Raw genomic sequence first — 24,360 nt, forward strand, 5'->3', positions numbered from 1 at the left:
GGTGGATCCGGTTGCCCGGGTCTTGATGATCGTGCAAGCTGGCCGCCGGGTCAAGTGTTCGCCTGGACGCCACGCGGGCCGCATGCTGTGCTAATGTCGCTGCATGAAAGCGACCGAAGAATTCAGGGCCAGGGCCGGCTTGCGGCTGCGCGACAGCGATGCCAGGCCGCGCGGTGCACCGGACCAGGCCATGCTGGACAAGATGCGGGACGACATCTCCGACCTGCAGGAGATGCTGTATGCCGAGCACAAACGCAAGCTGCTGATCGTGCTGCAAGGGACCGATACCTCGGGCAAGGATGGCACCGTGCGCTCGCTGTTCAGCAAGCTCAATCCCATGGGCCTGCGCGCCGTGCCGTTCAAGGCGCCCACCGATATCGAACTGGCGCACGACTTTTTGTGGCGCATCCACCGCGAGGTGCCGCGCGCCGGCGAAATCGCCGTCTTCAACCGCAGCCACTACGAGGATGTGCTGATTACCCGCGTGCTGGGCATGATCACGCCGGCTGAATGCAAGCGCCGCTACGCCCAGATCCGCGACTTCGAACGCATGCTGTCGGAAAGCGGCACGACGATCATCAAGTTCTTCCTTCACATTTCGAAAGACGAGCAGCGCGAGCGGCTGCAGGCGCGCGCCGATAACCCGAAAAAACACTGGAAGTTCGACCTTGAAGACCTGAAACAGCGCGAGCACTGGAAGGCTTACCAGAAAGTCTACGCCGACGCGATCAAGGAGACCGACACCGGCCATGCGCCATGGTATGTGGTGCCGGCCGATTCCAAGTCCTATCGCAACGAAGTGGTCGCCCGGGTGGTGCTGGCAACCCTGCGCGGCATGAAGCTGGACTGGCCAGCGCCCGATCCGCGCCTGTTGAAGCTCAAGGTTCGCTAGCCCACTCGCGTACATAGCGCGGGGCGTCCACCGCGCAGGCCGGGTCGGGAACCGGGGCAGTGCGCAGCTGTTTGAACGGCAGCTCGCCGACCCAGGCTGCGATGCCCATATCCTCTTCGTCGTCCTCCGGCCCGCCGCTGCGCACCTTGCAGGCCGCTTCCGCCAGCGAGATGCGCAGCACCGTGGTGGCGGCATGCTCCTTGTCGTTGCCGCCGCGGACTTCCGCGTTGCGGCCCGGCGCCAGGTGCTCCATGAAGGCATCCAGGGCGCGGCGCTGCTCCGCTTCGTCCACCGCTTCGAAGCGGCCGTAGATCATGGCCGAACGATAGTTCATCGAATGGTTGAAGGCCGAACGCGCCATCACCAGGCCGTCCAGGTGGGTGATGGTGACGCAGGCATCCTGCGCCATCAGCTGCTTGAGCATGCGGCTGCCGTTGGAGCCGTGGATGTAGAGGTGATCCCCTTCGCGCCAGCAGGCGGTCGGGATGCAATGCGCGCCCATGCCGTCGCTGAAGGCGATATGGCAGATATAGGCGGCATCGACGATCGCGCGCACCAGCTCGGGTTCATAGGCGGCGTTGCCGGCTCCTCGCCGCACGCGGGTGCGGTCGGATGGTGGTTGTGTTGTTTTCATGGCATCGGACTATAATGGCCCGCTGGCCCCTGCAACAGGTCCAGGGGCATGCAAAACCATGGAGCCACGCTTGGACTACTCGCTGCTGATTTCAAACTTCACCGCCAGCCACGGCCATCACGGCTGGCCGCGCCAACGCCTGCTGCACGAGTGCCTGCGCGCCGCCATCCGCGACGGCACCCTCGCCCCCGGCACGCGCCTGGTCGCCACGCGGGCGCTGGCGTCCGAACTGGGCGTGGCCCGCAACACGGTGCTGTACGCCTACGAACAGCTCACCAGCGAAGGCTATGTGCGCACGGACCGCAGCGGCACCATCGTCGCCGCGGTGGCGCCCGCGCGCCAGCACCAGGGCGGCAGCGTCGTGCCCTGCAAAGGGCTGTCGCGGCGCGCGCAGAACCTGCGCCACAGCACCGCCTCGGCGGCCGCCGGCACGCCCTTCGTGCCCGGGGTGCCCGACCTGCCCAGCTTCCCGATCGGCTTGTGGCGCCGCTTGCTGGAGCGCGCCTGGCGCTCCCTGCCCACGGAAAAGCTGAACTACGGCGACCCGTGCGGCGAACCGGTGCTGCGCGAAGCCGTCGCCGACTACCTGCGCGCCTCGCGCGGCGTGATCTGCGAGCCGGCGCAGGTGTTCATCACCGACGGCAGCCAAAGCAGCCTTGATCTGTGCGGACGCGCCTGCGCCGACGCCGGCGAAACGCTGTGGATGGAAAATCCCGGCTACGGCGGCGCCATGGCCGCCTTCCGCGCCGCCAGCCTGAAGCTGGAAGGCATCGACGTCGACGATGACGGCATCGCGCCCGCAGAGCAGGACTGGAAGCTGCGTCCGCCGCGCCTGATCTACACCACGCCCTCGCACCAGTACCCGACCGGCACCGTGCTGTCGCTGGCGCGGCGCATGGCCTTGCTCGACGGCGCGCGCGCCTGCGGGGCGCTGATCATCGAGGACGACTACGACAGCGAATTCCGCCACGACGGCCCGCCGCTGGCGTCGATGCAAGGCTTGCAACCCAATGCGCCGGTGCTGTACTGCGGCACCTTCAGCAAGACCATGTTCCCCGGCCTGCGCATCGGCTACCTGGTGGTGCCGCCATGGCTGGTGCAGCCGCTGGCGACCATGCGCCAGCAATCGGCCTCGCGCGGACGCGCCGCCGACCAGATTGCCCTGGCCGAATTCCTGCGCAGCGGCGCCTTTGCCCTGCACCTGCGGCGCATGCGCAGGCTGTACCGCGACCGGCGCGACGCGCTGGTGGCGGCGCTGGACCAGCACCTGGGCGGCATCGCCACCGTGTGCGGCGCGTCGGCCGGCATGCACCTGTCGCTGCGCTGGCAAGACCCGCGCCTGTCGGACGTCGAGATCAGCCGGCGCGCGCTGGCACAGGAAGGCATGATCGCCAACGCCCTCAGCGTGCATGCCGTTGCGGGGCAAAGCACATGGCATGGACTGGCCCTGGGCTACGGCCAGGTGGCGCCGGAACAGGTGGACGGCCTGGTCAAACGCCTGGCCGGTGTCGTTCATTTAACGGCCTACGAAAATTTTTACCGAAAGTTCAAATAGTTGATGGGAGCGCGGCGCTCCTTGTTCTTAGAATGGGCCTGACTCCGGCATGGACCGGATGTAGTCAAAAAACAAAAAGGCATAACTGGGGCGTAATGAATCAACATTTCCTGAAGCTGCGGCAGCATTTCAAGGCCGACATGATGGCGCGCTACGCCGTCGACGAGCAACTATTCGACGAAGCCACCCTGTGCATCGCCGGGCTGGCGGTGCCGTTCGCGGTCCGCCGCGGCGAACTGCTGCAGCGCGTGGGGCAGACGTCGCGCGAAGTATTCTGGCTGACCGGCGGCGTCGCCCGCGTGGGGTATGTGAGCGAGGGCGGCAGCGAAGTCACCATGCGCTTCGCCACCGAGGGGCATATCGCCAACGCCTACGAGGACCTGCTGGAGAACCACGGCGAGCAGCCGTCGCGCTCCTTCATCGTGGCGGAAACCTCGGTGCAGGGCTTTCGCTTCGACTGGGCGCAAATGAGCATCGCGCGCGTCCAGCATCCCGTGCTGACGGCCTACATCACGCACATCCTGGAGTTCGCGGTATGCAGCCAGGCGCGCCGCTTCGTGACGCACACTGCATCGAGCGCGGAAGAACGCCTGGCCAATTTCAGGGAAGAGTACCCGAACCTGGAGCGCCGCATTTCGCAGAAGGTGCTGGCGTCCTACCTGCAGATCACGCCGGCCTACCTGTCGCAGCTGATGCGCCGCGAACAGGAAGCGGCTTAGCGGATAAAAGCCGGGGCGTTCATTTTGATTCCTGCTCGAGCCCCCGGCCTTGCTCCTGCTCCTGTTCCTGGCGCAGGAGCGTCGACATGTATTGCGGGGTGATGCCGAGGAAGGATGCCAGCACTTTCTGCGAAATACGCTGTTCGAGCTCCGGGTATTGCTCGCGGAAGGCGGCCAGCCGGCAGCTGGCCGACGTCATGCTGCGGATCATGCAGCTTTGCGAGTAGCGCCGGATCGAATGTTCCGAAACCTTCAGGTAGTACTCGCGCATGATGCTGTGCTCTTCGCGCAGGCGCGCCAGGTCCGCCCATTCCACGCGGATCGCCGTCACCGGCGTTTCCGCCACGATGAATTCCTGCGCCGGCTGGCCATCCTGGGCCGCCAGCAGGTCATGGTGCGAGCCGCAGGTATCGCCTTCCGACGCAAACGCCATCGTCACATCGGTGCCGTCCTTGGTGATCATGCCGCGCCGCGCGACGCCGCGGTACAGCCAATAGGCGACCGTGGCCGGCACGCCGGCGCGCTGCAGGTATTCGCCCTTGCGGAAGTGGACCTGGACCACGTACGGGGCAAGTAAACGATTGAACTCGTCGAACAATTCGCGCGATACGCCTATGCGGCTCATCGAATACGCGCTGAACTCTTCGCGTAGCTTTAGGAAAACATCGGACATTGCGGAAACTCTGGTATTTGTGACAATGTTGTTTCTCAATTGAAACAGCAGGCACCGCAATATAAACTACACTCAGGTGCAGGGCAATCCCATTGGCGGGACTTGTTGTACGCTAACGTTAATTTTAGTAAGCACCTGTAAATGTTCAACTATTTAAACGAAAACCCGTATCGCCTGTAGCTATACTACCGGCCGCTCACCCCGGCGCCGGCTTGTCCGGAGGTTGAGGTAAGCGTTTTCCCCGGAGGTCATTCCGACATCCAGTCGCGCAGGCCGTCGACCCATGGGCGGGCGTCCAGGTTCATAGTTTTCCGGATGCGCCCGGCGCGTTCATACAGTACCGAAAAGTCGATCGCGGGGGCGCGCTTGAAGGCGATGACCACGATGTTGGCGTCGTGGACCTCGGGCAGCCAGACCACGGCGTCGAACACGCGCTCCATGTTTTCCAGGTTCTTGCCGTAGTTGTCGTAGTCGCCGAAGACATTGGTGGTCATGATGCCGTCCGCGCCCAGGCAGTCGGCGCACGCCTGGTAGAACTCGGGGGTGTCGAGCACGGGGCCGCGCGCCTCTTCGTCGTACAGGTCGACCTGCAGCACATCGGCCGTGCCATGGTTGGCGGGATCGAGCACGAAATCCAGGGCGTTCATCTGCCGCACATCGAGGCGGCCGTCGTTGGGCGGCAGGCCGAACTTTTCTTCGCAGATGGCGATCACATTCGGATTGAGTTCGATGGCGGTGACGCGCGCCTTGGGGAATTGGCGGTAGTTGAACTTGGTCAGTGCCGCGCTGCCCAGGCCGAGCTGGACGATGTGGCGCGGCGCCGGCAGGAACAGGGTCCACATCATCATCATGCGCACGTAGTCAAGCTCGATCAGGTCGGGCTTGGCGATCCGCATGGCGCCTTGCACCCAGGACGTGCCCAGGTGCAGCGAGCGAACGCCCTCGAATTCGGTGATGGTGGCGGGAGGAAAACCGGGCTGGTCAAATCGTCGTGATGGCATAGGGCGCTAGTTTACCAGCCCGTACGGCTAGTTGCGCCGGCGGCGGCTGGCCAGCCCTGCCACCCCCAGTCCCGCCAGCAGCATGGCATAGCCGGCCGGCTCCGGTACGGCGCTGATGTTCAGCGTCCCTGAGTAGCTGGCCGAGGCCGGGAGGCCGATGGCGTCCGGCGTGTCCACGTAGCCAAACACCGTCAGCACCAGCGGGCCGCTGATCGCGGTCGGCACCAGGTAGCCGTATTCGAAGATGCCGGGTCCGGTGAGCGTCATGCCGATGCCGTTGATGCTCGCGGCGGTGAAGGTGACGTCGGCCGCCGGGGTGAAGCCGATCGTCACCAGGCTGGCATCGACCATATAGGTGCCGGCGCTGGGCGTGAAATTGAAGGTGTCGAGGAAGCTGCCTTTCTCGATATGGGTCACGCCGAAAGCGGCGGACAGTTCGGCGGCACTACCGCCGAGGCTGACATTGGTGGTGAGGTCATCGGCCTGCGCCGCCGCGGCGGCGGCGAGCAGCAAACCCATGGCGAACGAACTGGGCTTCATAGCGTTCTCCCGAAAGTGCAGGCCAGTTGCCTGCACCATTCAAGGTATGCCGCACGATTGAATTCTCGTTTGATCTGGATCAAAGGGGCAAGATCAAAGTCACGGCAAGTCCGCCGCCTTCGCGGTTGGTAAGGGCGATGCGGCCGCCATGGGCTTCGGCGATTTCGCGGGCGAGGGCCAGGCCGAGGCCGGTGCCGCTGCGCTTGGTCGAATAGAACGGCACCAGCGCATTGGCCAGCACCGCCTCGCTCATGCCGGGGCCGCGGTCCTGCACTTCGATGCGCAGCATGCCTTGCACGCGCCGCAGCTCGAGGCCGACATCCGCCGCCGGCGAGCCCGATTCATGCGCGTTCTTCAGCAAGTTGAGCAGGGCCTGTTCCAGCTGGGCGGCGTCGAAGGCGTGCGTATCGTCGGGCACGTCGCCCTGCAGGCTGAACTGGACCTGATGCGACAGCGCGTCCAGGAAGGGGCGCCAGCGCTGCTGTTCCAGGCGCGGCGTGGGCAGCTTGGCGAAACGGGCATAGCCGAGGATGAAGCTTTCCAGGTGGCGCGTGCGTTCTTCCATGGTGGCCAGGATCTGCGGCAGGCGTTCGGTCTGGCCGCGCCGCACCAGTTCGGCGCCCGAGTGGGCCAGCGAGGCCAGGGGCGCCAGCGAGTTGTTCAACTCGTGGCTGATCACGCGGATCACCTTCTTCCAGGTCTGCACTTCCTGGCGCCGCAATTCCTGGGTCAGCTGGCGCAGCAGCAGCAGCTCGTGCGGGCGGCCGTTCAGGCTGAAGCTGCGGCGCGCCAGGTGGAACACCTCTTCCTCCTCGCTGGCGCCGATGGTGAACAAACCGTCGCCGCCGCGGCCCATGGCCTCGCGCAGCTCGGGCTGGACGCGGGCCAGCAAGTCCGGCAGGTGCAAGCCTTCCAGCTTGCGGCCCTCGTTGACCAGCTGGCGCGCGGCCAGGTTGCCGAAGACGATGGCGTCATGGTCGGCCACCAGCAGCATGGCGACGGGCGTGTGCTGCACCATGGTGTCGAGCAGCAGCTCGCGCTGCACCAGGCCGAGGCGCTGTTCGCGCAGCACATGGCCCAGCTCATTGTGGGCGGCGACCAGATCGCTCAGTTCGTCGTTATGCGGCCAGTGCAGGCTGAAGGAGAAGTCGCCGTCGCGGTAGCTGGTCACGGTGCCGGCCAGGGCGCGGTACAGGGACAGCTGGCGCTGCAGCTGGGCGCGGATGGTGATGATGGCCAGGGGCACCAGGCACAGCAGCGAAATGCCGACCACGAGGGCAGGATGGCGCGGCAGCAGCAGGTCGAGGCCGAGGGCGAGCAGGATGCCGGTCGCGGTCAGGGTCCCGACCAGCGCCGACCAGCGTGTCAGGAGCGACAGCCGCATCTCACACCACCGCCGCGTCCGCGGCAACCTTGGGGTCAGGCCCGCAGCTTGCCGCGGGCACAGCCAGAACAGCGGATGAGGCCGTGGCAAGCAAAGAGCCTGACCCCAAGGTTGCTACGGACGCGGGCGTGTGCGTCATGGGCGGGCGATGCCGAGGCGTTCCATGCGGCGGTACAGGGCTTGGCGCGACAGGCCGAGCTCGACTGCCGCCTGGGCCACGACGCCGCTGGCGCGCTGCAGGGCGGCGGCGATGGCGTCGCGGTCGGGCTCCTGTTCAGGGCTGGCGGTGCCGAAGGCGTGGCCGTTGCTGGCGCTGGCCGCGGGCAGGCCGAGGTCGGGTACGGTGATGGTCTCGCTGCGCGCCAGCAGGCCGGCGCGCGCCATCACGTTTTTCAGCTCGCGCACATTGCCCGGCCAGCCGTGCGCCAGCAGGGCCGCTTCGGCGTCGGCGCGCAGGCGGCGTTCGCTGCCCAGGAAGTGGCGCGCCAGCGGCAGGATGTCGCCGGGGCGTTCGGCCAGCGGCGGCAGGCGCAGTTCGATCACGTTCAGGCGGTAGTACAGGTCTTCGCGGAAGGTGCCGGCGCGGATCATGGCGGGCAGGTCGGCATTGGTGGCGCTGATCACGCGCACCTGCACCTGGCGTTCGCGGTTGGAGCCGAGACGTTCGAAGCGCCCCGTTTCCAGCACGCGCAGCAGCTTCATTTGCCCGGCCAGCGGCAGGTTGCCGATTTCGTCGAGGAAGAGGGTGCCGCCGTCGGCCGCTTCGAACTTGCCTTCGCGCGCCTTGGAGGCGCCGGTGTAGGCGCCGGCGTCGGCGCCGAACAGCTCCGCTTCAATCAGGTCGGATGGCAGGGCGCCGCAGTTCAGCACCACGAACGGGCCGTCGCGCACGGCGGAATTGGCCTGGATGATGTCGGCGATGCGTTCCTTGCCCGTGCCGTTCGGGCCCGTGATCAGCACCGGCACGTCGGCGCGGGCGACCTGGCAGGCCAGCGCGATCACGCGTTCGGTGGCGGGGTCGTTCCACACCATATTGCGCAGCTGGTAGCGTTCCAGTTCGCGGCGCTGGCGCTTTTCGTCGTTGCGGTGCTGGCTGAGGGCGCGGTTGGCCTGGCCCAGTTCCAGCAGATTGCGGACGGTGGCGACCAGGCGCTTGTCGTCCCACGGTTTGGCCAGGTAGTCGGCGGCGCCGGCCTTGATCAGGTCGACGGCGGCGTCGAGATGGGTCCAGGCGGTGAGCAGGATGACCGGCAGGTCGGGCTGGCGCTTGCGGATGGCGCGGAATAGCTCCACCCCTTCTGCGCCGGAGGTGGTGTCGGCGGTGAAGTTCATGTCCTGCACCACCAGGTCGATGGCGGCGCCGTGCCGGTCGAGCAGGTCCAGGCCTTCTTCGGGGGAGGCGGCGCGCAGGGATTCGATGTCGTGCAGCGAGAACAGGACTTCGAGGGCGACCGCGACGGCGGCGTTGTCGTCGATGATTAGTACGGTTGGCATGTTGGCAGGATACCTTAAAAACCGGGAAATCGGGGTCAGGCCCGAGGGCCTGACCCCCAACGGTCTTGGGGGGCGGGGTGTCAGGCCGAGCGGGTCGCCAATGCCGGCGAGATGGAGGCGGCGCGCCACGCCGGGCCGTACACCGCGGCAATCCCCAGCGCCCAGAACGCCGCCGCGCCAATCACCATATACTCCGCCGGCAAGCGCGCCAGCTCCAGCTTGGACACCAGCAGCTGGTTCAAACCCAGTGCCCCCAGCACGCCGCCAACAATTCCGGCGCTGGTAATCATCAGGTTCTCGGTGACAAAGTAGCGCAGGATGTCGAACTTGCGCGCGCCCAGCGCACGCCGTACGCCGATCTGCTTGCGGCGCTGCGTTACCCACAGGCTGGCCATGCCGACGATGCCGCTGGCCGTCACCATCATCAGCAGCACGCTGACCGTGATCAGCATCCATGACAGCGCGTGGTCGGCCTTGTAGCGCTCCACGCGCTGCTCGGACTGGGTGGTGCTGCGCAGTACCACCTGGCCGTTATGCAGTTTGCGGATCGCTTCCTCGGCATCCTTGATGGCGCGCTCGCGCTGGCCCGGCTCGGCGCGCAGTGTGTACAGGCTGCGCGACTGGCCGCTCAGGCGGATCGGCACAATGGTCGAGTATTCGCCTTGCGCGCCCGTGGCTGCGCTCGGGGTTTGCAGGCGCTCCAGCACGCCAATCACGGTGACTTCGCGCGCGTCGGCGCCGGTGCCGTAGTACAGCGTCTTGCCGACATAGCTCTTGGCATCGGGCCAGACCTTCTCGCCCAGCGCCTGCGTGATCAGTGCCACGCTGGCGAAGGCCTTGCTGGTGTTGGGGTCGATTTCCTGCACGTCCTGCGGCGTGAAGTCGCGCCCGTCGACCAGCTTCAGGCCCCAGGTCTTCACCAGCGAATCGGGCGTGATGAACATGGTGGGGTTGGCCGTGGTGCGCTCTTGGTCGCGGCTGGCGGCCACGCTGTTGTAGTTGCCGGAGCGCGAGAGCACGATCTGGTTGGTGTCGGCCACCGATACGACCCCGGGTACCGCTCGCAGCGCTGCCGCCTGCGCCTTCTGGTTGGCGACCTGCTGTTCATGGCCGCCGCGGTTGAGCGGCTTTACGCTCAGGTTGAACACCTGTGCCTCGTCGGCGATGCCGGACGGCCGCGCGGCCACCGCCTGGCGCACGCTGACGATGTGCAGCGCATTGGCCAGGATGGCGAGGCTGAGCGCGACCTGGATGGCCACCAGGATCGGGCCGGTCTTGGAGCGCATCAGCGCGGAAAAGATAGGTTTGATTTCCATATTGTCCTCACTGCGATTTCAATTGCAGGGCCGGGGTGACCTGGCAGGCGCGCCAGGTCGGCAGCAGGCCGGCCAGCACGGCGGCGGCCACCGACATGATGAAGGTCACCAGCAGCATCATCCAGTCCATCCTGGTGGTGACGGAGATCTGCTCCGAGATGCTGCCGATCAGGGCCAGCGCGCCCAGTGCCAGCACCAGGCCGAGGATGCCGCCGGCCAGTCCCACCACCGCGCTTTCGATCAGGAACTGGGTGAAGATTTCCTTGCGCGAGGCGCCCAGGGCGCGGCGCACGCCAACTTCCGGTGCGCGTACCGAGAACTTGGCCAGCAGCAGGCCGATGGTGTTGACCAGGCAAAGCAGCAGAAAGCCGAAAGCCAGCATGGCCGACAGGCGGCTGTCCTTGCCGACCACCTTCTGTTCTTCCAGCCACTCCATCACGTTGAACAGTTCATTCGGCGCGGCGCGCTGCATGCGGCCAAGCTTGCGCTGTTCGGCGGCGTAGGCGTCCAGCCAGGCCTGCAATTGCGGGCGGTCGGCCGCCGCGTGCAGCTCGAACCAGAACTGGATCCAGATGCATTCCGAATCGAGCAGGGCCTGGTAGCCGGGGGCGCGTTCGGCGCTGCAGTTCATATTGCCGCTCTGGCCGAATTCGTGGCGGATCGCGTTGTGGAAGGGGATGTAGTACTCGTCCTCTGAGCCGAAGGCGCCGGGGCCGCCGATTATGCGGTGGTAGCGCGGCACCGGCTTCCAGTCGCCGTACACGCCGACCACCGCGTAATCGAAGCCCAGCATGCGCACGCGCTGGCCGACCGGGTTTGCGCTGCCGAACAGGCGCTCGGACAGTTTGCGGCTCAGGACGACCACGTCGGCGCCGTTCTTGTCGTCCGCTTCGCTCCACGGTCCGCCGTACACGAACGGTACTTCGAACATGGCGAAGAAGTCGCGCGTCGGCGTCAGGCCTTCGGCGGTGAATATCGGCAGGTCCTTGCGCGCCGGTTCGATGGCGCCGTCCACTCCGCGCATGGCGGTGCGGCGGTCGCCCTGGCCGGACGCGAGCAGGTTGACGGCGTCGCGATAGGACATCTCGTCGCCATCGCGGTCGCCCGGCGTGTAGCCTTTGGTCGGGCCGTTATCCATGCGCGGCACGATCAGGCGCTCGCTCTTGGCCGGAATCGGGTCGCCCGACATCACATGCAGGATGGTCAGGGTGGACACGCTGGCGGCCACACCGACCGCCAGGATCAGCACCATCAGCGCGGTCAGCACCGGGTTGCGGCGCAGGCTGCGTACGCCCAGCAGGAAATAGTACTGGATCATCTCAGGCCTCCTTGGCGACCACCAGCGACGGCGTCTTGCGCACCAGGTCGGATACCTGGCCGTCGATGATGTGGACGTTGCGCTGCGTGCGCTGGGCCAGTTCCGGATCGTGGGTCACCATCAGAATGGTGGTGCCCGCGGCGTTGATCTCTTCCAGCAGCTCCATCACGCCGCGCGCCATCTGGGTATCCAGGTTGCCGGTCGGTTCGTCGGCCAGCAGCAGCTTGGGCGAACCGGCCAGCGCGCGGGCGATCGCCACGCGCTGCTGCTGGCCGCCCGACAGCTCGGCCGGGAAGTGGCGCATGCGCGAGGCCAGGCCGACCTTGTGCAGCGCGTCTTCGATGCGCTCCTTGCGTTCGGCGGCATTGAAGCCGCGGTAGCGCAGCGGCACGTCGACGTTGTCGAACAGGCTCAGGTCGGGGATCAGGTTGAAGCCCTGGAAGATGAAGCCCAGCTTTTCATTGCGCAGGCGCGAGCGGGCGTTGTCGTCCATGCCTTTGACGTTGATGCCGTCCAGGATGTAGTCGCCGCTGGTGAAGTCTTCCAGCAGGCCGGCGATGTTGAGGAAACTGGTCTTGCCCGAACCGGAGGGGCCGGTGACGGTGACGAATTCGCCCTGCTTGACGTCGATTTCGAAGCCGCGCAGCGCGTGGGTTTCGATCATATGGGTGCGATACACTTTGCTCAGCTTATTCATGCGCAGCATGTTGGTCTCTCCGTAAGGGTTATTTGTTGATGGAGACGCGCTTGGCGTTCTCGAAGGTTTCGGTGCCGGCGATGACGATCTTGTCGCCCTGTTTCAATCCATTGATGATTTCCACGGCGGCCACGCTGGTGGCGCCCAGCTGCACCGGGGTGCGTACGGCAACGCCGTCCTGCACCAGATAGACATAGCGGCCGCCTTCCGATTCCAGGAACGGTCCGCGCGGCACCGTCAGCACGTTGTGCTTCTCGTCGATCAGCAGGCGGGCCGACACGCGCTGGCTCTGGCGCAGGCCTTCCGGCTGCTGCTCGAAGCGCACACGCGCCAGCACCTGGTTCTTGACCACCTCCGGCGACAGCGCCGACAGTTTGCCCTTGGCCTTCACGCCGCCCACTTCGATTTCCGCCGTCATGCCCAGGCCCAGGTCGTTGACATAGGTCTCCGGCACTTCCAGCTCCACTTCCAGCTGCGACAGGTCGACCAGGGTCATGAGCGGGGTGTTGGCCTGCACCACGCTGCGGTTGGCCACCGACAGCGTGCCGATGAAGCCGCCGACCGGCGCGCGCACGGTCAGTTCGTCGACGCGGCGCTGGGCGTTGGCCAGCGACAGCTTCTGGCGCTCCATCTGGGCGGTCTTGGTTTTCAGTTCCAGCGCTACGTTGTCGCCTTCCAGTTCGGCGGCCTGCCGGGTGTGTTTGGCGCGGATGTCGGCGGCCGCCACGGCGTCCTTGGCTTTCTGCAGGTCGATCTTGGCGATCACGCCCTCGTTCGACACGCTTTCGTAGCGCTGCAGGGTGCGCATGGCGGATACGCGTTCGATTTCGGCGGTATCGGCTTCGCGCTGCGCTGCCAGTTTCTGCTTGCGGGCCAGGATCTGCTGGCGCGCCACTTCCGCCTGCAGTTCGTTGAACAGGGTCTGTTCCTTCTTGAATTCGTCGGTCAGGTCGGGCGATTCCAGCACGGCCAGCACCTGGCCCTGCTTGACGGTGTCGCCGGCGTGCACTTTCAGTTCGACCGTGGAGGTGGAGGTCGAATACAGCGTCGGGCTGACGGCGGCCACGATGCGGCCATTGACGGCGGCGTCGCGGATCAGGGTGCCGCGCGTGACTTCGGCGATGCGCAGGCGGGCGGCGCTGATCGAATGCTCGCTGCTGCTCCAGCCCTTTAGCAGGCCGTAGCCGGCGGCCGCCAGTGCGACCGCGCCCACCAGCAACAGCAGTTTGCGGCGCGGTACGCGGCTGGAGGGCGCGGCGATCACGCTGTCTTGATGGGATGTATCGCGTATCATGTTTTGCTCATTTGGCTAATCGACATGATTACCTAATGCACAAAGCATGCCAGGATCTAAGTGTTTGATTTCAAAGGCGATGACATTGCGGGTCCGGCTGTCCGCGTACGTCCGCGCGTCCGCGCCGCTTGCGCTGCGGTGCGCGGACACCGGGATGCTGTGAACTGCTGGGCGCGCCGGACGCCAGCTGCGAAGCCGGCGCCCGGGAAAACACATTCCAAATGTGCGGCTATTTCCAGTCGACGATCTGGCTGCCCATGCGGCCGACACGCGCAAAATAGGCGCTGTTGCCGAATATCTCCCCAGCCTGTTTGAGATAGCCACCGGCATCGACCGTGATCGCTGAAGTGTCGCTATCGTATTTGCGCAGTCCGGTAGCGACTTCCTGCGCACTGGCCGCGAAAAATTCCCGCAGCGAGTTGGCGAGGCGGTTGCATCCGACGCCGTCGCACATATCGTAGACCGCGCCGTAGGCAGGCGAGGAGGCGATGCAGTTCACCACGAGGTATGAGCCGCAACCATCCTGCATGATCGGCAGGAAGCCGTAAGGCCAGTAGTCCGGGTTTTCGCTGCCGCCGCAATAGGCCACATCCTGGTAGTGGCTGATGCTGTCCTTGATCGACAGTGCGGACATGCCCCACGCCAGTTCGGGCTCGAACAGGTCGAATTCTTCCATGACGTCGTCGTCAAGGCCGTCGACGCGGGCGAAGTATGTGGCCAGGTCGTCAAACGGCGTGACGTCGCGCAGCGACTTGAGTTCTTCGATGTCCACTTCCGCCGAAGGCTTGAGCGCACGCGGAGTGGCCGAACCGTTTTCCGCAATCGTCTTGAGATAGCTATCCAGTACTGCGTCGAATGTTTGTGTCATAGAGGTCGATCCGGGTTGGAACAATCGGCGGCGCTCAGGCCGCCGCCGGCTGCGCTTCGGCGCCGCGCCTGCGTCCGCGCAGCCATAGTTTGGTCAGGCCATACATGATCGCGATGATCGCGATCCAGGCCAGGTACACCACTGCCAGCGACGGCTCATAATTCTTTGGCAGCGTCAGCCCGCCCGGCCCGCCTTGGGCGATAGCGCCATAGCGTAGCAGGAAGTAGGGCTGGGAAAGGAAGTGGATCAGGGCGATATGCACCACGTAGAAGAACAATGGCGTGCCGCCGAACAGCATCAGCAACGGCACCGGCCGTATGCGTTCGAACCATGCCAGCAAAGGCAGCGCAATGCCGATCGTCACGCACAGGTAGAGTAGCGAAGGCGGATACTTGTGCACGCGGACGAAGGAAATGAGATCCCACACCAGGCCGCGCCCTTGCGGCGACCATGGATCGGGATCGCCGTAGAAATTCCCGCTGCGCAGCAAGGCGAACGCCAGCAGCAGCGTGGCGCCGGCGGCGAGCAGGAAGCGCTGGCGCCGCGCCGGCTCCCACTTGAAGACGGGGCCGAGCGCATAGCCGGCCGCGATCAGCCCGAACCAGGGCATCAGCGGATAGGCGATAAAGATGCCGTAATTGCCGGCGATCGGCCAGAAGCCGCGCTGGTGCCATGCCAGCCACAAGGGGTGGGTGGACTGAATCGGGTCGAGCAGGTTATGCGGCAGGATCAGCAGCGCCGCGATGAGGGCAATCGCCGGGCGCGGCAGCCACACCAGGCCGGCCAGGAAGACCATGCCCATTCCCAGCGCCCAGATGACCTGGAAGATGGTGACGTTGTAGGCGAACTGCCAGCTGAAACTGATCCACGTCGCTTCCAGGACCAGCAGCATCAGGCCGCGTGTGACGAGGTAGCGCGACAGGGCGGGAATGCCGCTCTTCGTCCCGCGCAGGAAGGCCGATGTTCCGGCCAGCAGCACAAAGGTGGCAGCGCACAGGTGGGTGATCCAGCGCGTGGCGAACCACAGCGGCGTGGTCTGCGCCAGGTCTTCCGGGTCGAACAGCGCGGGGCCGAAAAAGTCGCGTGTATGATCCAGCGCCATCAGCACAATGACCAGGCCGCGCAGCATATCGATGCTGGCCAGCCGTCCTCTGTTTTCCATCCTCGCCCCCGTGGATTGCGTTTTGCTCATTCTATCGCGATCTACTGATTAGATTATCAATTCACCAATTTGGGCGCGGGCCCGAGGGCTGTGCAGGGTGTCGCAATTTCTGTCTTGACAGAAATTAATGAAAGCTTAGAATAGGCGCTATGGAACTGAAACCGATAGCCGAACGATTTGTACTGCACTGGGGCGAGATGGGATCGCGCTGGGGCGTCAACCGCACCGTGGCGCAAATCCACGCGCTGCTGTACCTGGCCGCCCGGCCAATGGACGCGGAAGAAATCCAGCTGACGCTGGGCGTGGCGCGCTCCAATGTCAGCAACAGTCTGAAGGAGCTGCAGTCCTGGAACCTGGTCAAGGTGGTGCACTTGAAGGGCGACCGCCGCGACCACTTCGAGACCTCGACCGATGTGTGGGAGCTGTTCAAGCTGGTCGTCGCCGGGCGCCGCCAGCGCGAGATCGACCCGACCGTGGTGGCGCTGGCCGATTGCCTGGCCAATCCAGCCATGGCCGACGAGGACGAGGGGACCCGCGAGCGCATCGAGGAGACGCTGAAGTTCATTGAAACCATGGCGACGCTGGCGGACGAACTACTGCGTTATAAGCCGGAAACGCTGATGAAGACATTGGGCGTCAGCGCCAAAATCAGCCGGGTCATGCGCGGTAAGCCGTGATCCGGCAGTGCAACAAGCGGGCAGCGATGCCCGTTTTTTTGAAATCGTCATTTCTGTTTTTACAGAAATGACTGCCAAAAGGAGATTAAAAATGTTGATCGCTTACGAAATCCTGCTTCCCCTGCTGGCCGGCCTGGCCATCAGCGTCTACCTGCGCGGCGTGCTGCGCAACTTGCTGTTGGACTTGTGCGGCACGGCCCCGCGCGCCGACTTCTGGGTGCGGGTGGCCACGGTCCTGTTTACGGCGTTTCCCTTGCTGCTGGCGGTCGGCTTCGGGCATAGCGGCGCATCGGATGCCACGGCAGCGGGGGTGCTGCGCACCACCCTGGTCTTGTCGACGGCGGGCGTCGTCGCCGGTGTCGTCCTGCTGGCCTGGAATATTGCGAAATCGATCCCGCGCAGCGTGAAATGAAGATACTCGTTTGCGGCGCCTCGGGCTTCATCGGCAGCGCCGTCTGCGCCAGGCTGGCGCGGGCGGGGCATGAGGTGCTGCGCGGCGTGCGCCGCCCTGAGCGGGCGGGAGATGTGGCAATCGACTACGGCGCGGACACCGAACCGTCCGCCTGGCGCGGGCGCTTGCGCCACGTCGATGTCGTGGTGAATGCCGTCGGCATCATCCGCGAGTGCCCGGCGGCGCGCTTCGAGACCCTGCATGCGCGCGCCCCGGCGGCCCTGTTTGCCGCATGCGCAGCGGCGGGCGTGCGGCGCGTGGTGCAGGTCTCGGCGCTGGGCGCCGCAGATGGCGCCAGCGCCTACTTCGCCAGCAAGCGTGCAGGGGACCGCGCCCTGATGGCGCTGGACCTGGATTGGCTCATCCTGCGCCCGGCCCTCGTGTTCGGTCCAGGCGGCGGGTCGGCAGGACTGTTCTGCAAGCTGGCCAGCCTGCCGGTCATGGCCGCTCCGGCGCTGGACGGGGCGCGCTTCCAGCCCATCCATGTGGACGACCTTGCCCAGGCGGTGGCGGCGGCCTGCGAGCCGGCCACGCCGGCGCGGCGCGTGCTCAGCCTTGCCGGCGCGTCGACGGTCAGCTATGTGGGCATGCTCGCCGCCTACCGGCGCGCCATGGGTTTCCCAGCGGCGCCGCTGCTCCGGCTTCCTGCCGCGGCGATGGCTGGCGCGGCCTGGCTCGGCCGATGGATTCCCGGCAGCGCCCTGACGCCGGACAACTGGCGCATGCTGCGCGGCGGCAGCGCGCTGGCGGAAGGCGATACGCAGTCGGCCGCCGGCATCCGCGCACTGCTTGGCCGGGCGCCGCGCGCCATCGGCGATTTTATCCGGCCGGCACAGGCCGAGCTGCTGCGCCTGCGGGCGCTGGCGGGTTGGCGCAACGCCCTGCTGCGCTGGGCGTTGGCTGCCGTCTGGCTGGCGACCGCCGTCGTGAGCGCTTGCATTTATCCGTCGGACGGCAGTCTGGCCTTGTTGGCGCGCGCCGGCATCGAGGGTGCGCCGGCGACCGCAGCGCTGTACGGGGCCGCCACGCTGGACGCCGCCTTGGGTGTCGCGTGCCTCGTCCGCCCGAGCCGGGGGCTGTGGCGGGTGCAGGGCGCCTTGATCCTCGGCTACAGCGTGGTGATCGCGGCCTGCTTGCAGGAATACCTGTGGCACCCCTTCGGCCCGGTGCTGAAGAACCTGCCGATCCTGGCGATCCTGTTCATTTTGTTTGCAGAGGAAAAATCATGGACTACATGAGCATCAAGACCCTCCACATCCTGTCGTCGGTGCTGCTGGTCGGCACCGGCTTCGGCACGGCCTTCTACCTGTTCTTCGCAAACCGTTCGGGATCGGTGGAGGCGATCGCCGTGGTGTCGAAGCTGGTGGTGCGCGCCGACTGGTGGTTCACCACGCCCGCCGTGATCGTGCAGCCCTTGTCCGGCGCCTGGCTGATCCACCTGGCCGGCTATCCGCTGGACGCCTTGTGGATCAAGGCATCGCTGGCGCTGTATGTGCTGGCGGGCGCGTGCTGGCTGCCGGTGGTGTGGTACCAGATCAGGATGGGCAAGCTGGCGCTGGCGGCCCACGCCGCGGGCAGTGCGCTGCCGCGGCAATACTGGCGTTATGCGCGGCGCTGGGAGCTGCTCGGTTATCCCGCCTTCCTTGCCATGCTGGCCGTGTACTGGCTGATGGTGCACAAGCCGGTGTGAATCACTCCTGCTTTTGCGGCTTGCCCTTGTCCATCACTTCGCGGCAGTCGCCTTTGAAGCTGGCGTTGTCGTAATTGGTCCAGCCGTAGCTGTCGACCACGCGCTTGTGGTACCTGAAGTCCTTGCTGAGGAAGCTCCATTCGGGCTTGTCGTCCGGATAGCGGATATTGGCCACGTCCAGCATGGTGTGGAAAATGTTTTCCGTGGCCAGTCTGGCCTTGCTGTTGCGGTACAGCGATTCGACCTTGTCCGGATAGTGTTCGCGGTACTGCTCCGAGAACCACATGAAGGCCGGCACGTGGAATTCATATTGCGTGTTGTGGCCGTGGAAGGCCAGGCGGCAGGCGCCGTCATACAGCGTCTGGCCGTGGTCGGCGATGTACAGCATGGACGACAGTTGCCCGCTGGCTTTCAGGTCGCCGATGACTTGCGCCAGGAACCAGTCGGTGTACAGGATCGAATTGTCGTAGCTGTTGTTCAGCTGCGGCTTGATTTTCAGGTCGGTGTAGACCGGCTTGTTGACGCCGAACAGCGAGGGCTTCCATTTGTCGAATTCCTGCGGATGGCGCTGGCTGTAGTTCCAGTGGCTGCCCAGCGAATGCAGCACGATCAGCTTTTTCGGCGCCGGGTCGGCCAGCGCGCGCTTGAGCGGCTCGAACAGCACCTGGTCGAAATTGGAATTGTTGGTGAAGCCGCCCAGGTTGAGGAACTGCACCACGTCGGCTTCCTTGGCGAACACGGAGACCGGGGTGTCGTACTGGCCGAAGGAAATCTGGTTCGACAGCCACCAGGTCTTGAAGCCGGCTTCCTTGTAGGCGGTCAGGAAAGACTTTTCGCTGAACCCGTCCTTCAGGCTTTGCGTGGCCGGCTTGCGCGAAATGATCACCGGCACCGACAGGCGCGTCGCCGAGACCGGCGTGATCACGTCCGACAGGGCCACCAGGTTGCCCTCTTTGCCCAGCAAGGGATTGGTCTCGCGGCTGTAGCCATTCAGGCTCCAGCGGTCGTAGCGCGACGATTCGCCCAATACCATCACCACGACTTCCGGCTGGTGGTCGCCATCGAGCTGGCGCGCGCCGAAGACGAAACTGGCGCTGCGCTCATTGAGTTCGGACAGGTAGCGGCGCTCTTTGTAGAAATCGTAGCCGCGCGCAGCCAGGCCGAAGGGCCAGGATTCGACCAGGTTTTTCGGTTCGAAGGGCACCCGCGCCCAGTAGGGCAGGGGTGGGCCGGGCAGCTTCAGGGTGTGCGCGCCTATTTCGGCCGAGTGCGCCGAATCGCTGTCGTCCGAGCCGTCGTCGGCGGAGACGCTGGCGCTGGCGCTGCCGGAGGCGCCGACCTTGGCGCTGTGCGCGTAAGGCCCCTTTTGCGGCGCCGCATCGACGCCGAATTCATAGCCCCAGGCCGCCACTGCCGACAGCAGGACCAGCAAGACCAGGGCCACCCAGCGCGAGCCGCCCTCCCAGTCGAGGTCGCGGGTCTGGCGCGCCGCGCGGAAGCTTAGCACCCACCATACGGCCACCGCCACCATGACCGCCAGCATGGTCCACACCTTTTGGCCCAGGAATTCCATGGCCTCGCGCGGACTGGTTTCGGCCAGGATGCCCAGATGGTGGGTGGAAATGCCCTGGCCATAGAACACGAACAGGTAGATTTCGGTCGGCAGCGCCAGGAAGGCCGGGATCAGCAGCCAGTGGAAATAGGCGGGCCGCTTGAACAGGGCCCACACCACCATCCAGGCCACCAGTTCGACGCCTGCCAGTCGCCACTGCTGCTCCAGGGGCTTGCCCAGCAACAAAGGGACGAAGGGCACCGCGGACAGCGCGAGGTAGCTGAACAGGATGAAAAGGTTGGCGGGGCGCAGCAGGAGTCGCATTACGGGCTAGAACGGCTTATCTTAATCAGGCCGTATTATCCAGCCAATCCTTGCCAGGGCAATGAAAAAGTTTCAGTCAGGCATTTACGTCACGCCAAGCCTGCAACATCCAGATAGTCGTTCTACTTGGCGCCGATTAGTGGCATGATGGTAATCCTGCATTGAAAACCTGTCGTCCGGGCCGGGCGCGGGGCGGCGTTGCGCGCCCTATAATGCTGCCTAAAATTTCCGCAAGCAGGTTGACTGGGCTGTTAACCAGGTATATACTCGCGAGTTCTCAATTTAGTCTGCGCATCGTATACGCCTTTGTTTGAGCGACGCTCCGCGCACACTGAGAGATACCGTTTTAGCCCCCGGGTAACCGTGCCCGGGTTGTCAATGCTGTAATTTTGTTGGATTTAAAACGATGCCAACCATCAATCAATTGATTCGCCAACCACGTACCAAGCTGGTCGTGAAGAGCAAATCGCCGGCACTTGAAAACTGCCCGCAAAAGCGTGGCGTGTGCACCCGTGTGTACACCACCACTCCGAAGAAGCCTAACTCGGCACTGCGTAAAGTTGCAAAAGTGCGTCTGACCAACGGTTTCGAAGTGATTTCGTACATCGGCGGTGAAGGCCACAACCTGCAGGAACACAGCGTTGTGCTGCTGCGCGGCGGTCGTGTAAAAGACTTGCCGGGTGTGCGTTACCACATGGTCCGTGGCTCGCTGGATACCCAGGGCGTTAAAGACCGTAAGCAAGCTCGCTCCAAGTACGGTGCGAAGCGCGCAAAAGCCGCTAAGAAGTAATTCTTGCAATTTAAATGAGTTGAGGCGGTCGTGAGACCGAGTAAGTGGATGGCTATGATGGCCTCCGCGAGTGCCCAAGCACTCAACTGAAGAAAAGGAAATGACATGCCACGTCGTCGTGAAGTACCCAAGCGCGAAATTCTGCCGGATCCAAAATTCGGTAGCACCGAAGTCGCTAAATTCGTCAACGTTCTGATGCTGTCCGGCAAGAAGTCGGTTGCAGAAAACATCATCTACGGTGCGTTCGACCACATCCAATCGAAGTCCGGCAAGGACCCGCTGGAAGTGTTCACCGCAGCGATCAACAACGCCAAGCCAATGGTTGAAGTGAAGTCCCGCCGTGTTGGCGGCGCGAACTACCAGGTTCCAGTCGAAGTGCGCCCAGTGCGCCGCCTGGCCCTGTCCATGCGTTGGCTGCGTGAAGCCGCGAACAAGCGCTCCGAAAAGTCCATGCCACAGCGCCTGGGTGGTGAGCTGCTGGAAGCCGCGGAAGGCCGTGGCGGTGCGATGAAGCGCCGTGACGAAGTCCACCGTATGGCTGAAGCGAACAAGGCGTTCTCGCACTTCCGCTTCTAATACGTTTGGCTGGCCTTTACCGGCTGGCCTTGTTCAAACCGGGCACATTTTTCTTGAAAAGATGCTGCTCGGTTTTGTCCATTCAAAGATTTAGGATCAATTATGGCCCGCAAGACCCCCATTGAGCGCTACCGTAACATCGGTATCTCCGCTCACATCGACGCCGGTAAGACCACCACCACCGAACGCGTCCTGTTCTACACCGGCGTGAACCACAAGATTGGTGAAGTGCACGACGGCGCTGCCACCATGGACTGGATGGAGCAGGAACAAGAGCGCGGCATTACCATTACCTCGGCAGCGACGACCTGCTTCTGGAATGGTATGGCCAACAACTTCAAGCCACACCACATCAACATCATCGACACCCCAGGGCACGTTGACTTCACCATTGAAGTTGAGCGTTCCATGCGCGTGCTGGATGGTGCTTGCATGGTTTACTGCGCAGTGGGCGGCGTGCAGCCACAGTCTGAAACCGTATGGCGCCAGGCTAACAAGTACAAAGTGCCGCGTCTGGCCTTCGTGAACAAGATGGACCGTACCGGCGCCAACTTCTTCAAGGTCTACGAGCAGATGCGTTCGCGCCTGAAGGCCAACCCAGTCCTGATCCAGATCCCGATCGGCGCCGAAGACAACTTCAAAGGCGTGATTGACCTGGTCAAGATGAAGGCCGTCATCTGGGACGACGCGTCCCAGGGCATGAAGTTCGACTACGTGGACATCCCGGCTGAACTGGCCGACTCCGCCCAAGAGTGGCGCGAGAAGATGGTCGAAGCCGCTGCCGAAGCGAACGAAGACCTGATGAACAAGTACCTGGAAGAAGGCGAACTCTCTGAAGAAGAGATCAAGACCGCCCTGCGCCAGCGTACCATCGCGTCGGAAATCGTTCCGATGATGTGCGGCACCGCCTTCAAGAACAAGGGCGTGCAGGCCATGCTGGACGCCGTGATCGAATACCTGCCGTCGCCGATCGACATCGCCGACGTGAAGGGTACCGACGAGGATGACGAGCCAGCAAGCCGTAAAGCGTCGGACGACGAAAAGTTCGCTGCCCTGGCATTCAAGATCATGACCGACCCGTTCGTGGGCCAGCTGGCCTTCTTCCGCGTCTACTCCGGCGTGGTGAACGCAGGCGACACCATCTACAACTCGGTCAAGCAGCGTAAAGAGCGTCTGGGCCGTATTCTGCAGATGCACGCTAACCAGCGTGAAGAGATCAAAGAAGTCCGCGCCGGCGACATCGCCGCTGCCGTGGGCCTGAAGGACGTGACCACCGGCGAAACCCTGTGCGATCCATCCTCGATCATCACCCTGGAAAAGATGGTGTTCCCAGAGCCAGTGATCCAGCAGGCAGTTGAGCCGAAGACCAAGGCTGACCAGGAAAAGATGGGCCTGGCCCTGAACCGCCTGGCACAGGAAGATCCTTCGTTCCGCGTGAAGACCGACGAAGAATCCGGCCAGACCATCATCGGTGGTATGGGCGAGCTGCACCTGGAAATTATCGTTGACCGTATGAAGCGCGAATTCGGCGTGGAAGCAACCGTTGGCAAGCCACAGGTTGCCTACCGCGAAACCGTGCGCAAGTCGGTGTCCGACGTGGAAGGCAAGTTCGTCAAGCAGTCCGGTGGCCGCGGTCAGTACGGTCACGCCGTTGTGACCCTGGAACCACAGGAACAAGGCAAGGGCTTCGAATTCGTCGACGCGATCAAGGGCGGTGTGATTCCTCGCGAATTCATCCCTGCGGTGGAAAAAGGCGTGCGCGAAACCCTGAACAACGGTGTTCTGGCTGGCTACCCAGTGGTCGACGTTAAAGTCACCCTGACCTTCGGTTCCTACCACGACGTTGACTCGAACGAAAATGCATTCCGCATGGCCGGTTCGATGGCGTTCAAGGAAGCTTGCCGTCGCGCCAGCCCAGTGATTCTGGAGCCAATGATGGCTGTGGAAGTCGAGACCCCGGAAGACTACGCCGGTACCGTGATGGGCGACCTGTCGTCCCGCCGCGGTATGGTGCAGGGCATGGACGAGATCCCAGGCGGCGGCGGCAAGATCATCAAGGCAGAGGTTCCTCTGTCCGAGATGTTCGGCTACTCGACCATCCTGCGTTCCGCGACCCAGGGCCGCGCGACCTACACCATGGAGTTCAAGCACTACTCCGAGGCGCCTAAGCACGTGATCGACGCAATCGTCACCGCTAAAGCGAAGTAAAATAAATCATTACCCGGGCGGGGGAGATCCTCCCGCCCGGCATTGACCTTAAATCAAAGTTCTGAGGAAGAATTAAAATGGCAAAAGAAAAGTTCGAGCGGACTAAACCGCACGTGAACGTTGGCACCATCGGTCACGTTGACCACGGCAAGACCACCCTGACCGCAGCGATCGCTACCGTCCTGTCGAAGAAATTCGGCGGCGAAGCCAAAGCTTACGACCAGATCGACGCTGCTCCAGAAGAAAAAGCACGCGGCATTACCATCAACACCGCCCACGTCGAGTACGAGACCGCGAACCGTCACTACGCTCACGTTGACTGCCCAGGCCACGCCGACTACATCAAGAACATGATCACCGGTGCTGCGCAGATGGACGGCGCGATCCTGGTTTGCTCCGCTGCTGACGGCCCAATGCCACAGACCCGCGAGCACATCCTGCTGGCACGCCAGGTTGGCGTTCCATACATCATCGTGTTCCTGAACAAGTGCGACCTGGTTGACGACGCAGAACTGCTGGAACTGGTCGAAATGGAAGTGCGCGAG

At 64.1% G+C, this 24,360-nt stretch carries 24 protein-coding genes; 11 read left to right on the top strand and 13 right to left on the bottom strand.

All coding sequences use genetic code 11. The features are described 5' to 3' along the window. The first annotated feature begins 103 nt into the window (after positions 1 to 103). Positions 104 to 892: a PPK2 family polyphosphate kinase gene (locus tag H597_RS0115540; RefSeq protein WP_028102954.1), complete on the top strand. Its 789-nt coding sequence runs from the start codon at positions 104 to 106 to the stop codon at positions 890 to 892. Here the strand turns inward: H597_RS0115540 and H597_RS0115545 are convergent. Then, positions 879 to 1,526, bottom strand: a complete 648-nt coding sequence (locus H597_RS0115545) for a pyridoxamine 5'-phosphate oxidase family protein (protein ID WP_028102955.1) — start codon at positions 1,524 to 1,526, stop codon at positions 879 to 881. The two genes, H597_RS0115540 and H597_RS0115545, sit on opposite strands and share 14 nt — an antisense overlap. A 70-nt stretch (positions 1,527 to 1,596) precedes the next feature. Here H597_RS0115545 and pdxR point away from each other — a divergent pair, with 70 nt between their 5' ends. Next, positions 1,597 to 3,081 carry a MocR-like pyridoxine biosynthesis transcription factor PdxR gene (pdxR, locus tag H597_RS0115550; RefSeq protein WP_028102956.1) on the top strand — a complete coding sequence of 495 codons (1,485 nt, stop codon included), beginning with the start codon at positions 1,597 to 1,599 and terminating at the stop codon, positions 3,079 to 3,081. 95 nt (positions 3,082 to 3,176) lie between these two features. After that, positions 3,177 to 3,800, top strand: coding sequence for a Crp/Fnr family transcriptional regulator (locus H597_RS0115555; protein ID WP_035374409.1), 624 nt, complete (start codon positions 3,177 to 3,179; stop codon positions 3,798 to 3,800). Between the two features lie 19 nt (positions 3,801 to 3,819). Here H597_RS0115555 and H597_RS31125 read toward each other — a convergent pair whose 3' ends face one another. From H597_RS31125 to H597_RS0115610, 11 genes are all read right to left on the bottom strand, one after another. Then, a complete protein-coding gene (locus tag H597_RS31125) occupies positions 3,820 to 4,473 on the bottom strand; it encodes a Crp/Fnr family transcriptional regulator (protein WP_229632184.1) in 654 nt (217 codons plus the stop codon). A 248-nt stretch (positions 4,474 to 4,721) separates the two neighbouring features. Next, entirely contained in the window at positions 4,722 to 5,474 is a 753-nt protein-coding gene (locus tag H597_RS0115565; RefSeq protein WP_028102958.1) for a spermine/spermidine synthase domain-containing protein, read from the bottom strand. A 27-nt stretch (positions 5,475 to 5,501) separates the two neighbouring features. Further along, complete coding sequence (locus H597_RS34860; protein WP_028102959.1) at positions 5,502 to 6,014, bottom strand: FxDxF family PEP-CTERM protein; 513 nt, start codon at positions 6,012 to 6,014, stop codon at positions 5,502 to 5,504. A gap of 79 nt (positions 6,015 to 6,093) precedes the next feature. Next, positions 6,094 to 7,398: a sensor histidine kinase gene (locus H597_RS0115575; protein WP_051293839.1), complete on the bottom strand. Its 1,305-nt coding sequence runs from the start codon at positions 7,396 to 7,398 to the stop codon at positions 6,094 to 6,096. 135 nt (positions 7,399 to 7,533) lie between these two features. Beyond that, the gene (locus H597_RS0115580; protein ID WP_028102961.1) at positions 7,534 to 8,892 is read right to left on the bottom strand and encodes a sigma-54-dependent transcriptional regulator; all 1,359 of its coding nucleotides are present in this window, start codon (positions 8,890 to 8,892) and stop codon (positions 7,534 to 7,536) included. An 80-nt stretch (positions 8,893 to 8,972) separates the two neighbouring features. Beyond that, positions 8,973 to 10,208 (bottom strand): ABC transporter permease, encoded by a 1,236-nt coding sequence (locus H597_RS0115585; RefSeq protein ID WP_028102962.1) that lies wholly within the window; start codon positions 10,206 to 10,208, stop codon positions 8,973 to 8,975. 7 nt (positions 10,209 to 10,215) lie between these two features. Continuing rightward, a complete protein-coding gene (locus H597_RS0115590; RefSeq protein WP_028102963.1) occupies positions 10,216 to 11,526 on the bottom strand; it encodes an ABC transporter permease in 1,311 nt (436 codons plus the stop codon). Between the two features lies 1 nt (position 11,527). Then, on the bottom strand, positions 11,528 to 12,232 hold the full coding sequence (locus tag H597_RS0115595; RefSeq protein ID WP_028102964.1) for an ABC transporter ATP-binding protein: 705 nt from the start codon (positions 12,230 to 12,232) through the stop codon (positions 11,528 to 11,530). Positions 12,233 to 12,251: 19 nt separating this feature from the next. Further along, a complete protein-coding gene (locus H597_RS0115600; protein WP_028102965.1) occupies positions 12,252 to 13,517 on the bottom strand; it encodes an efflux RND transporter periplasmic adaptor subunit in 1,266 nt (421 codons plus the stop codon). 229 nt (positions 13,518 to 13,746) lie between these two features. Further along, a complete protein-coding gene (locus H597_RS0115605; RefSeq protein WP_028102966.1) occupies positions 13,747 to 14,385 on the bottom strand; it encodes an SMI1/KNR4 family protein in 639 nt (212 codons plus the stop codon). A 34-nt stretch (positions 14,386 to 14,419) separates the two neighbouring features. Beyond that, positions 14,420 to 15,547, bottom strand: coding sequence for an acetyltransferase domain-containing protein (locus H597_RS0115610; protein WP_028102967.1), 1,128 nt, complete (start codon positions 15,545 to 15,547; stop codon positions 14,420 to 14,422). A gap of 149 nt (positions 15,548 to 15,696) precedes the next feature. Here H597_RS0115610 and H597_RS0115615 point away from each other — a divergent pair, with 149 nt between their 5' ends. The 4 genes from H597_RS0115615 (at position 15,697) to H597_RS0115630 (ending at position 18,365) form a co-directional block, all read left to right on the top strand. After that, positions 15,697 to 16,224 carry a GbsR/MarR family transcriptional regulator gene (locus H597_RS0115615; protein WP_028102968.1) on the top strand — a complete coding sequence of 176 codons (528 nt, stop codon included), beginning with the start codon at positions 15,697 to 15,699 and terminating at the stop codon, positions 16,222 to 16,224. Positions 16,225 to 16,315: 91 nt separating this feature from the next. Then, the gene (locus H597_RS31130) at positions 16,316 to 16,636 is read left to right on the top strand and encodes a hypothetical protein (protein ID WP_035374411.1); all 321 of its coding nucleotides are present in this window, start codon (positions 16,316 to 16,318) and stop codon (positions 16,634 to 16,636) included. Continuing rightward, positions 16,633 to 17,913, top strand: coding sequence for an SDR family oxidoreductase (locus H597_RS0115625; RefSeq protein ID WP_028102969.1), 1,281 nt, complete (start codon positions 16,633 to 16,635; stop codon positions 17,911 to 17,913). Before H597_RS31130 ends, H597_RS0115625 begins: the two co-directional genes overlap by 4 nt. Continuing rightward, positions 17,901 to 18,365, top strand: a complete 465-nt coding sequence (locus H597_RS0115630; protein ID WP_028102970.1) for a DUF2269 family protein — start codon at positions 17,901 to 17,903, stop codon at positions 18,363 to 18,365. The genes H597_RS0115625 and H597_RS0115630 overlap by 13 nt, the downstream gene beginning before the upstream one ends. Before the next feature lies 1 nt (position 18,366). Here the strand turns inward: H597_RS0115630 and H597_RS0115635 are convergent, their stop codons facing one another. Then, positions 18,367 to 20,241 (bottom strand): phosphoethanolamine transferase, encoded by a 1,875-nt coding sequence (locus H597_RS0115635; protein ID WP_028102971.1) that lies wholly within the window; start codon positions 20,239 to 20,241, stop codon positions 18,367 to 18,369. A 406-nt stretch (positions 20,242 to 20,647) separates the two neighbouring features. Between H597_RS0115635 and rpsL the strand changes: the two genes are divergently transcribed. The 4 genes from rpsL to H597_RS31135 all read left to right on the top strand — a co-directional run. Continuing rightward, positions 20,648 to 21,031 (top strand): 30S ribosomal protein S12, encoded by a 384-nt coding sequence (gene rpsL, locus H597_RS0115640; RefSeq protein ID WP_028102972.1) that lies wholly within the window; start codon positions 20,648 to 20,650, stop codon positions 21,029 to 21,031. Positions 21,032 to 21,136: 105 nt separating this feature from the next. After that, the gene (gene rpsG / locus H597_RS0115645) at positions 21,137 to 21,607 is read left to right on the top strand and encodes a 30S ribosomal protein S7 (protein WP_028102973.1); all 471 of its coding nucleotides are present in this window, start codon (positions 21,137 to 21,139) and stop codon (positions 21,605 to 21,607) included. A 102-nt stretch (positions 21,608 to 21,709) separates the two neighbouring features. Further along, the gene (gene fusA / locus H597_RS0115650) at positions 21,710 to 23,815 is read left to right on the top strand and encodes an elongation factor G (protein WP_028102974.1); all 2,106 of its coding nucleotides are present in this window, start codon (positions 21,710 to 21,712) and stop codon (positions 23,813 to 23,815) included. 77 nt (positions 23,816 to 23,892) lie between these two features. Continuing rightward, positions 23,893 to 24,360 (top strand): GTP-binding protein (locus tag H597_RS31135; RefSeq protein ID WP_028103101.1); only part of this gene is annotated, 468 nt, incomplete at its 3' end.

Source organism: Pseudoduganella violaceinigra DSM 15887, from assembly GCF_000425385.1.
Taxonomy (GTDB): Bacteria; Pseudomonadota; Gammaproteobacteria; order Burkholderiales; family Burkholderiaceae_D; genus Rugamonas; species Rugamonas violaceinigra.

Excerpts from the sequence above, each read along its gene's own strand:
- H597_RS0115540 (WP_028102954.1), top strand. The coding sequence starts at position 104 with ATGAAAGCGACCGAAGAATTCAGGGCCAGGGCCGGCTTGCGGCTGCGC.
- H597_RS0115545 (WP_028102955.1), bottom strand. The coding sequence starts at position 1,526 with ATGAAAACAACACAACCACCATCCGACCGCACCCGCGTGCGGCGAGGA.
- H597_RS0115555 (WP_035374409.1), top strand. The coding sequence starts at position 3,177 with ATGAATCAACATTTCCTGAAGCTGCGGCAGCATTTCAAGGCCGACATG.
- H597_RS31125 (WP_229632184.1), bottom strand. The coding sequence starts at position 4,473 with ATGTCCGATGTTTTCCTAAAGCTACGCGAAGAGTTCAGCGCGTATTCG.
- H597_RS0115565 (WP_028102958.1), bottom strand. The coding sequence starts at position 5,474 with ATGCCATCACGACGATTTGACCAGCCCGGTTTTCCTCCCGCCACCATC.
- H597_RS34860 (WP_028102959.1), bottom strand. The coding sequence starts at position 6,014 with ATGAAGCCCAGTTCGTTCGCCATGGGTTTGCTGCTCGCCGCCGCCGCG.
- H597_RS0115575 (WP_051293839.1), bottom strand. The coding sequence starts at position 7,398 with ATGCGGCTGTCGCTCCTGACACGCTGGTCGGCGCTGGTCGGGACCCTG.
- H597_RS0115580 (WP_028102961.1), bottom strand. The coding sequence starts at position 8,892 with ATGCCAACCGTACTAATCATCGACGACAACGCCGCCGTCGCGGTCGCC.
- H597_RS0115585 (WP_028102962.1), bottom strand. The coding sequence starts at position 10,208 with ATGGAAATCAAACCTATCTTTTCCGCGCTGATGCGCTCCAAGACCGGC.
- H597_RS0115590 (WP_028102963.1), bottom strand. The coding sequence starts at position 11,526 with ATGATCCAGTACTATTTCCTGCTGGGCGTACGCAGCCTGCGCCGCAAC.
- H597_RS0115595 (WP_028102964.1), bottom strand. The coding sequence starts at position 12,232 with ATGCTGCGCATGAATAAGCTGAGCAAAGTGTATCGCACCCATATGATC.
- H597_RS0115600 (WP_028102965.1), bottom strand. The coding sequence starts at position 13,517 with ATGATACGCGATACATCCCATCAAGACAGCGTGATCGCCGCGCCCTCC.
- H597_RS0115605 (WP_028102966.1), bottom strand. The coding sequence starts at position 14,385 with ATGACACAAACATTCGACGCAGTACTGGATAGCTATCTCAAGACGATT.
- H597_RS0115610 (WP_028102967.1), bottom strand. The coding sequence starts at position 15,547 with ATGGAAAACAGAGGACGGCTGGCCAGCATCGATATGCTGCGCGGCCTG.
- H597_RS0115615 (WP_028102968.1), top strand. The coding sequence starts at position 15,697 with ATGGAACTGAAACCGATAGCCGAACGATTTGTACTGCACTGGGGCGAG.
- H597_RS31130 (WP_035374411.1), top strand. The coding sequence starts at position 16,316 with ATGTTGATCGCTTACGAAATCCTGCTTCCCCTGCTGGCCGGCCTGGCC.
- H597_RS0115625 (WP_028102969.1), top strand. The coding sequence starts at position 16,633 with ATGAAGATACTCGTTTGCGGCGCCTCGGGCTTCATCGGCAGCGCCGTC.
- H597_RS0115630 (WP_028102970.1), top strand. The coding sequence starts at position 17,901 with ATGGACTACATGAGCATCAAGACCCTCCACATCCTGTCGTCGGTGCTG.
- H597_RS0115635 (WP_028102971.1), bottom strand. The coding sequence starts at position 20,241 with ATGCGACTCCTGCTGCGCCCCGCCAACCTTTTCATCCTGTTCAGCTAC.
- rpsL (WP_028102972.1), top strand. The coding sequence starts at position 20,648 with ATGCCAACCATCAATCAATTGATTCGCCAACCACGTACCAAGCTGGTC.
- rpsG (WP_028102973.1), top strand. The coding sequence starts at position 21,137 with ATGCCACGTCGTCGTGAAGTACCCAAGCGCGAAATTCTGCCGGATCCA.
- fusA (WP_028102974.1), top strand. The coding sequence starts at position 21,710 with ATGGCCCGCAAGACCCCCATTGAGCGCTACCGTAACATCGGTATCTCC.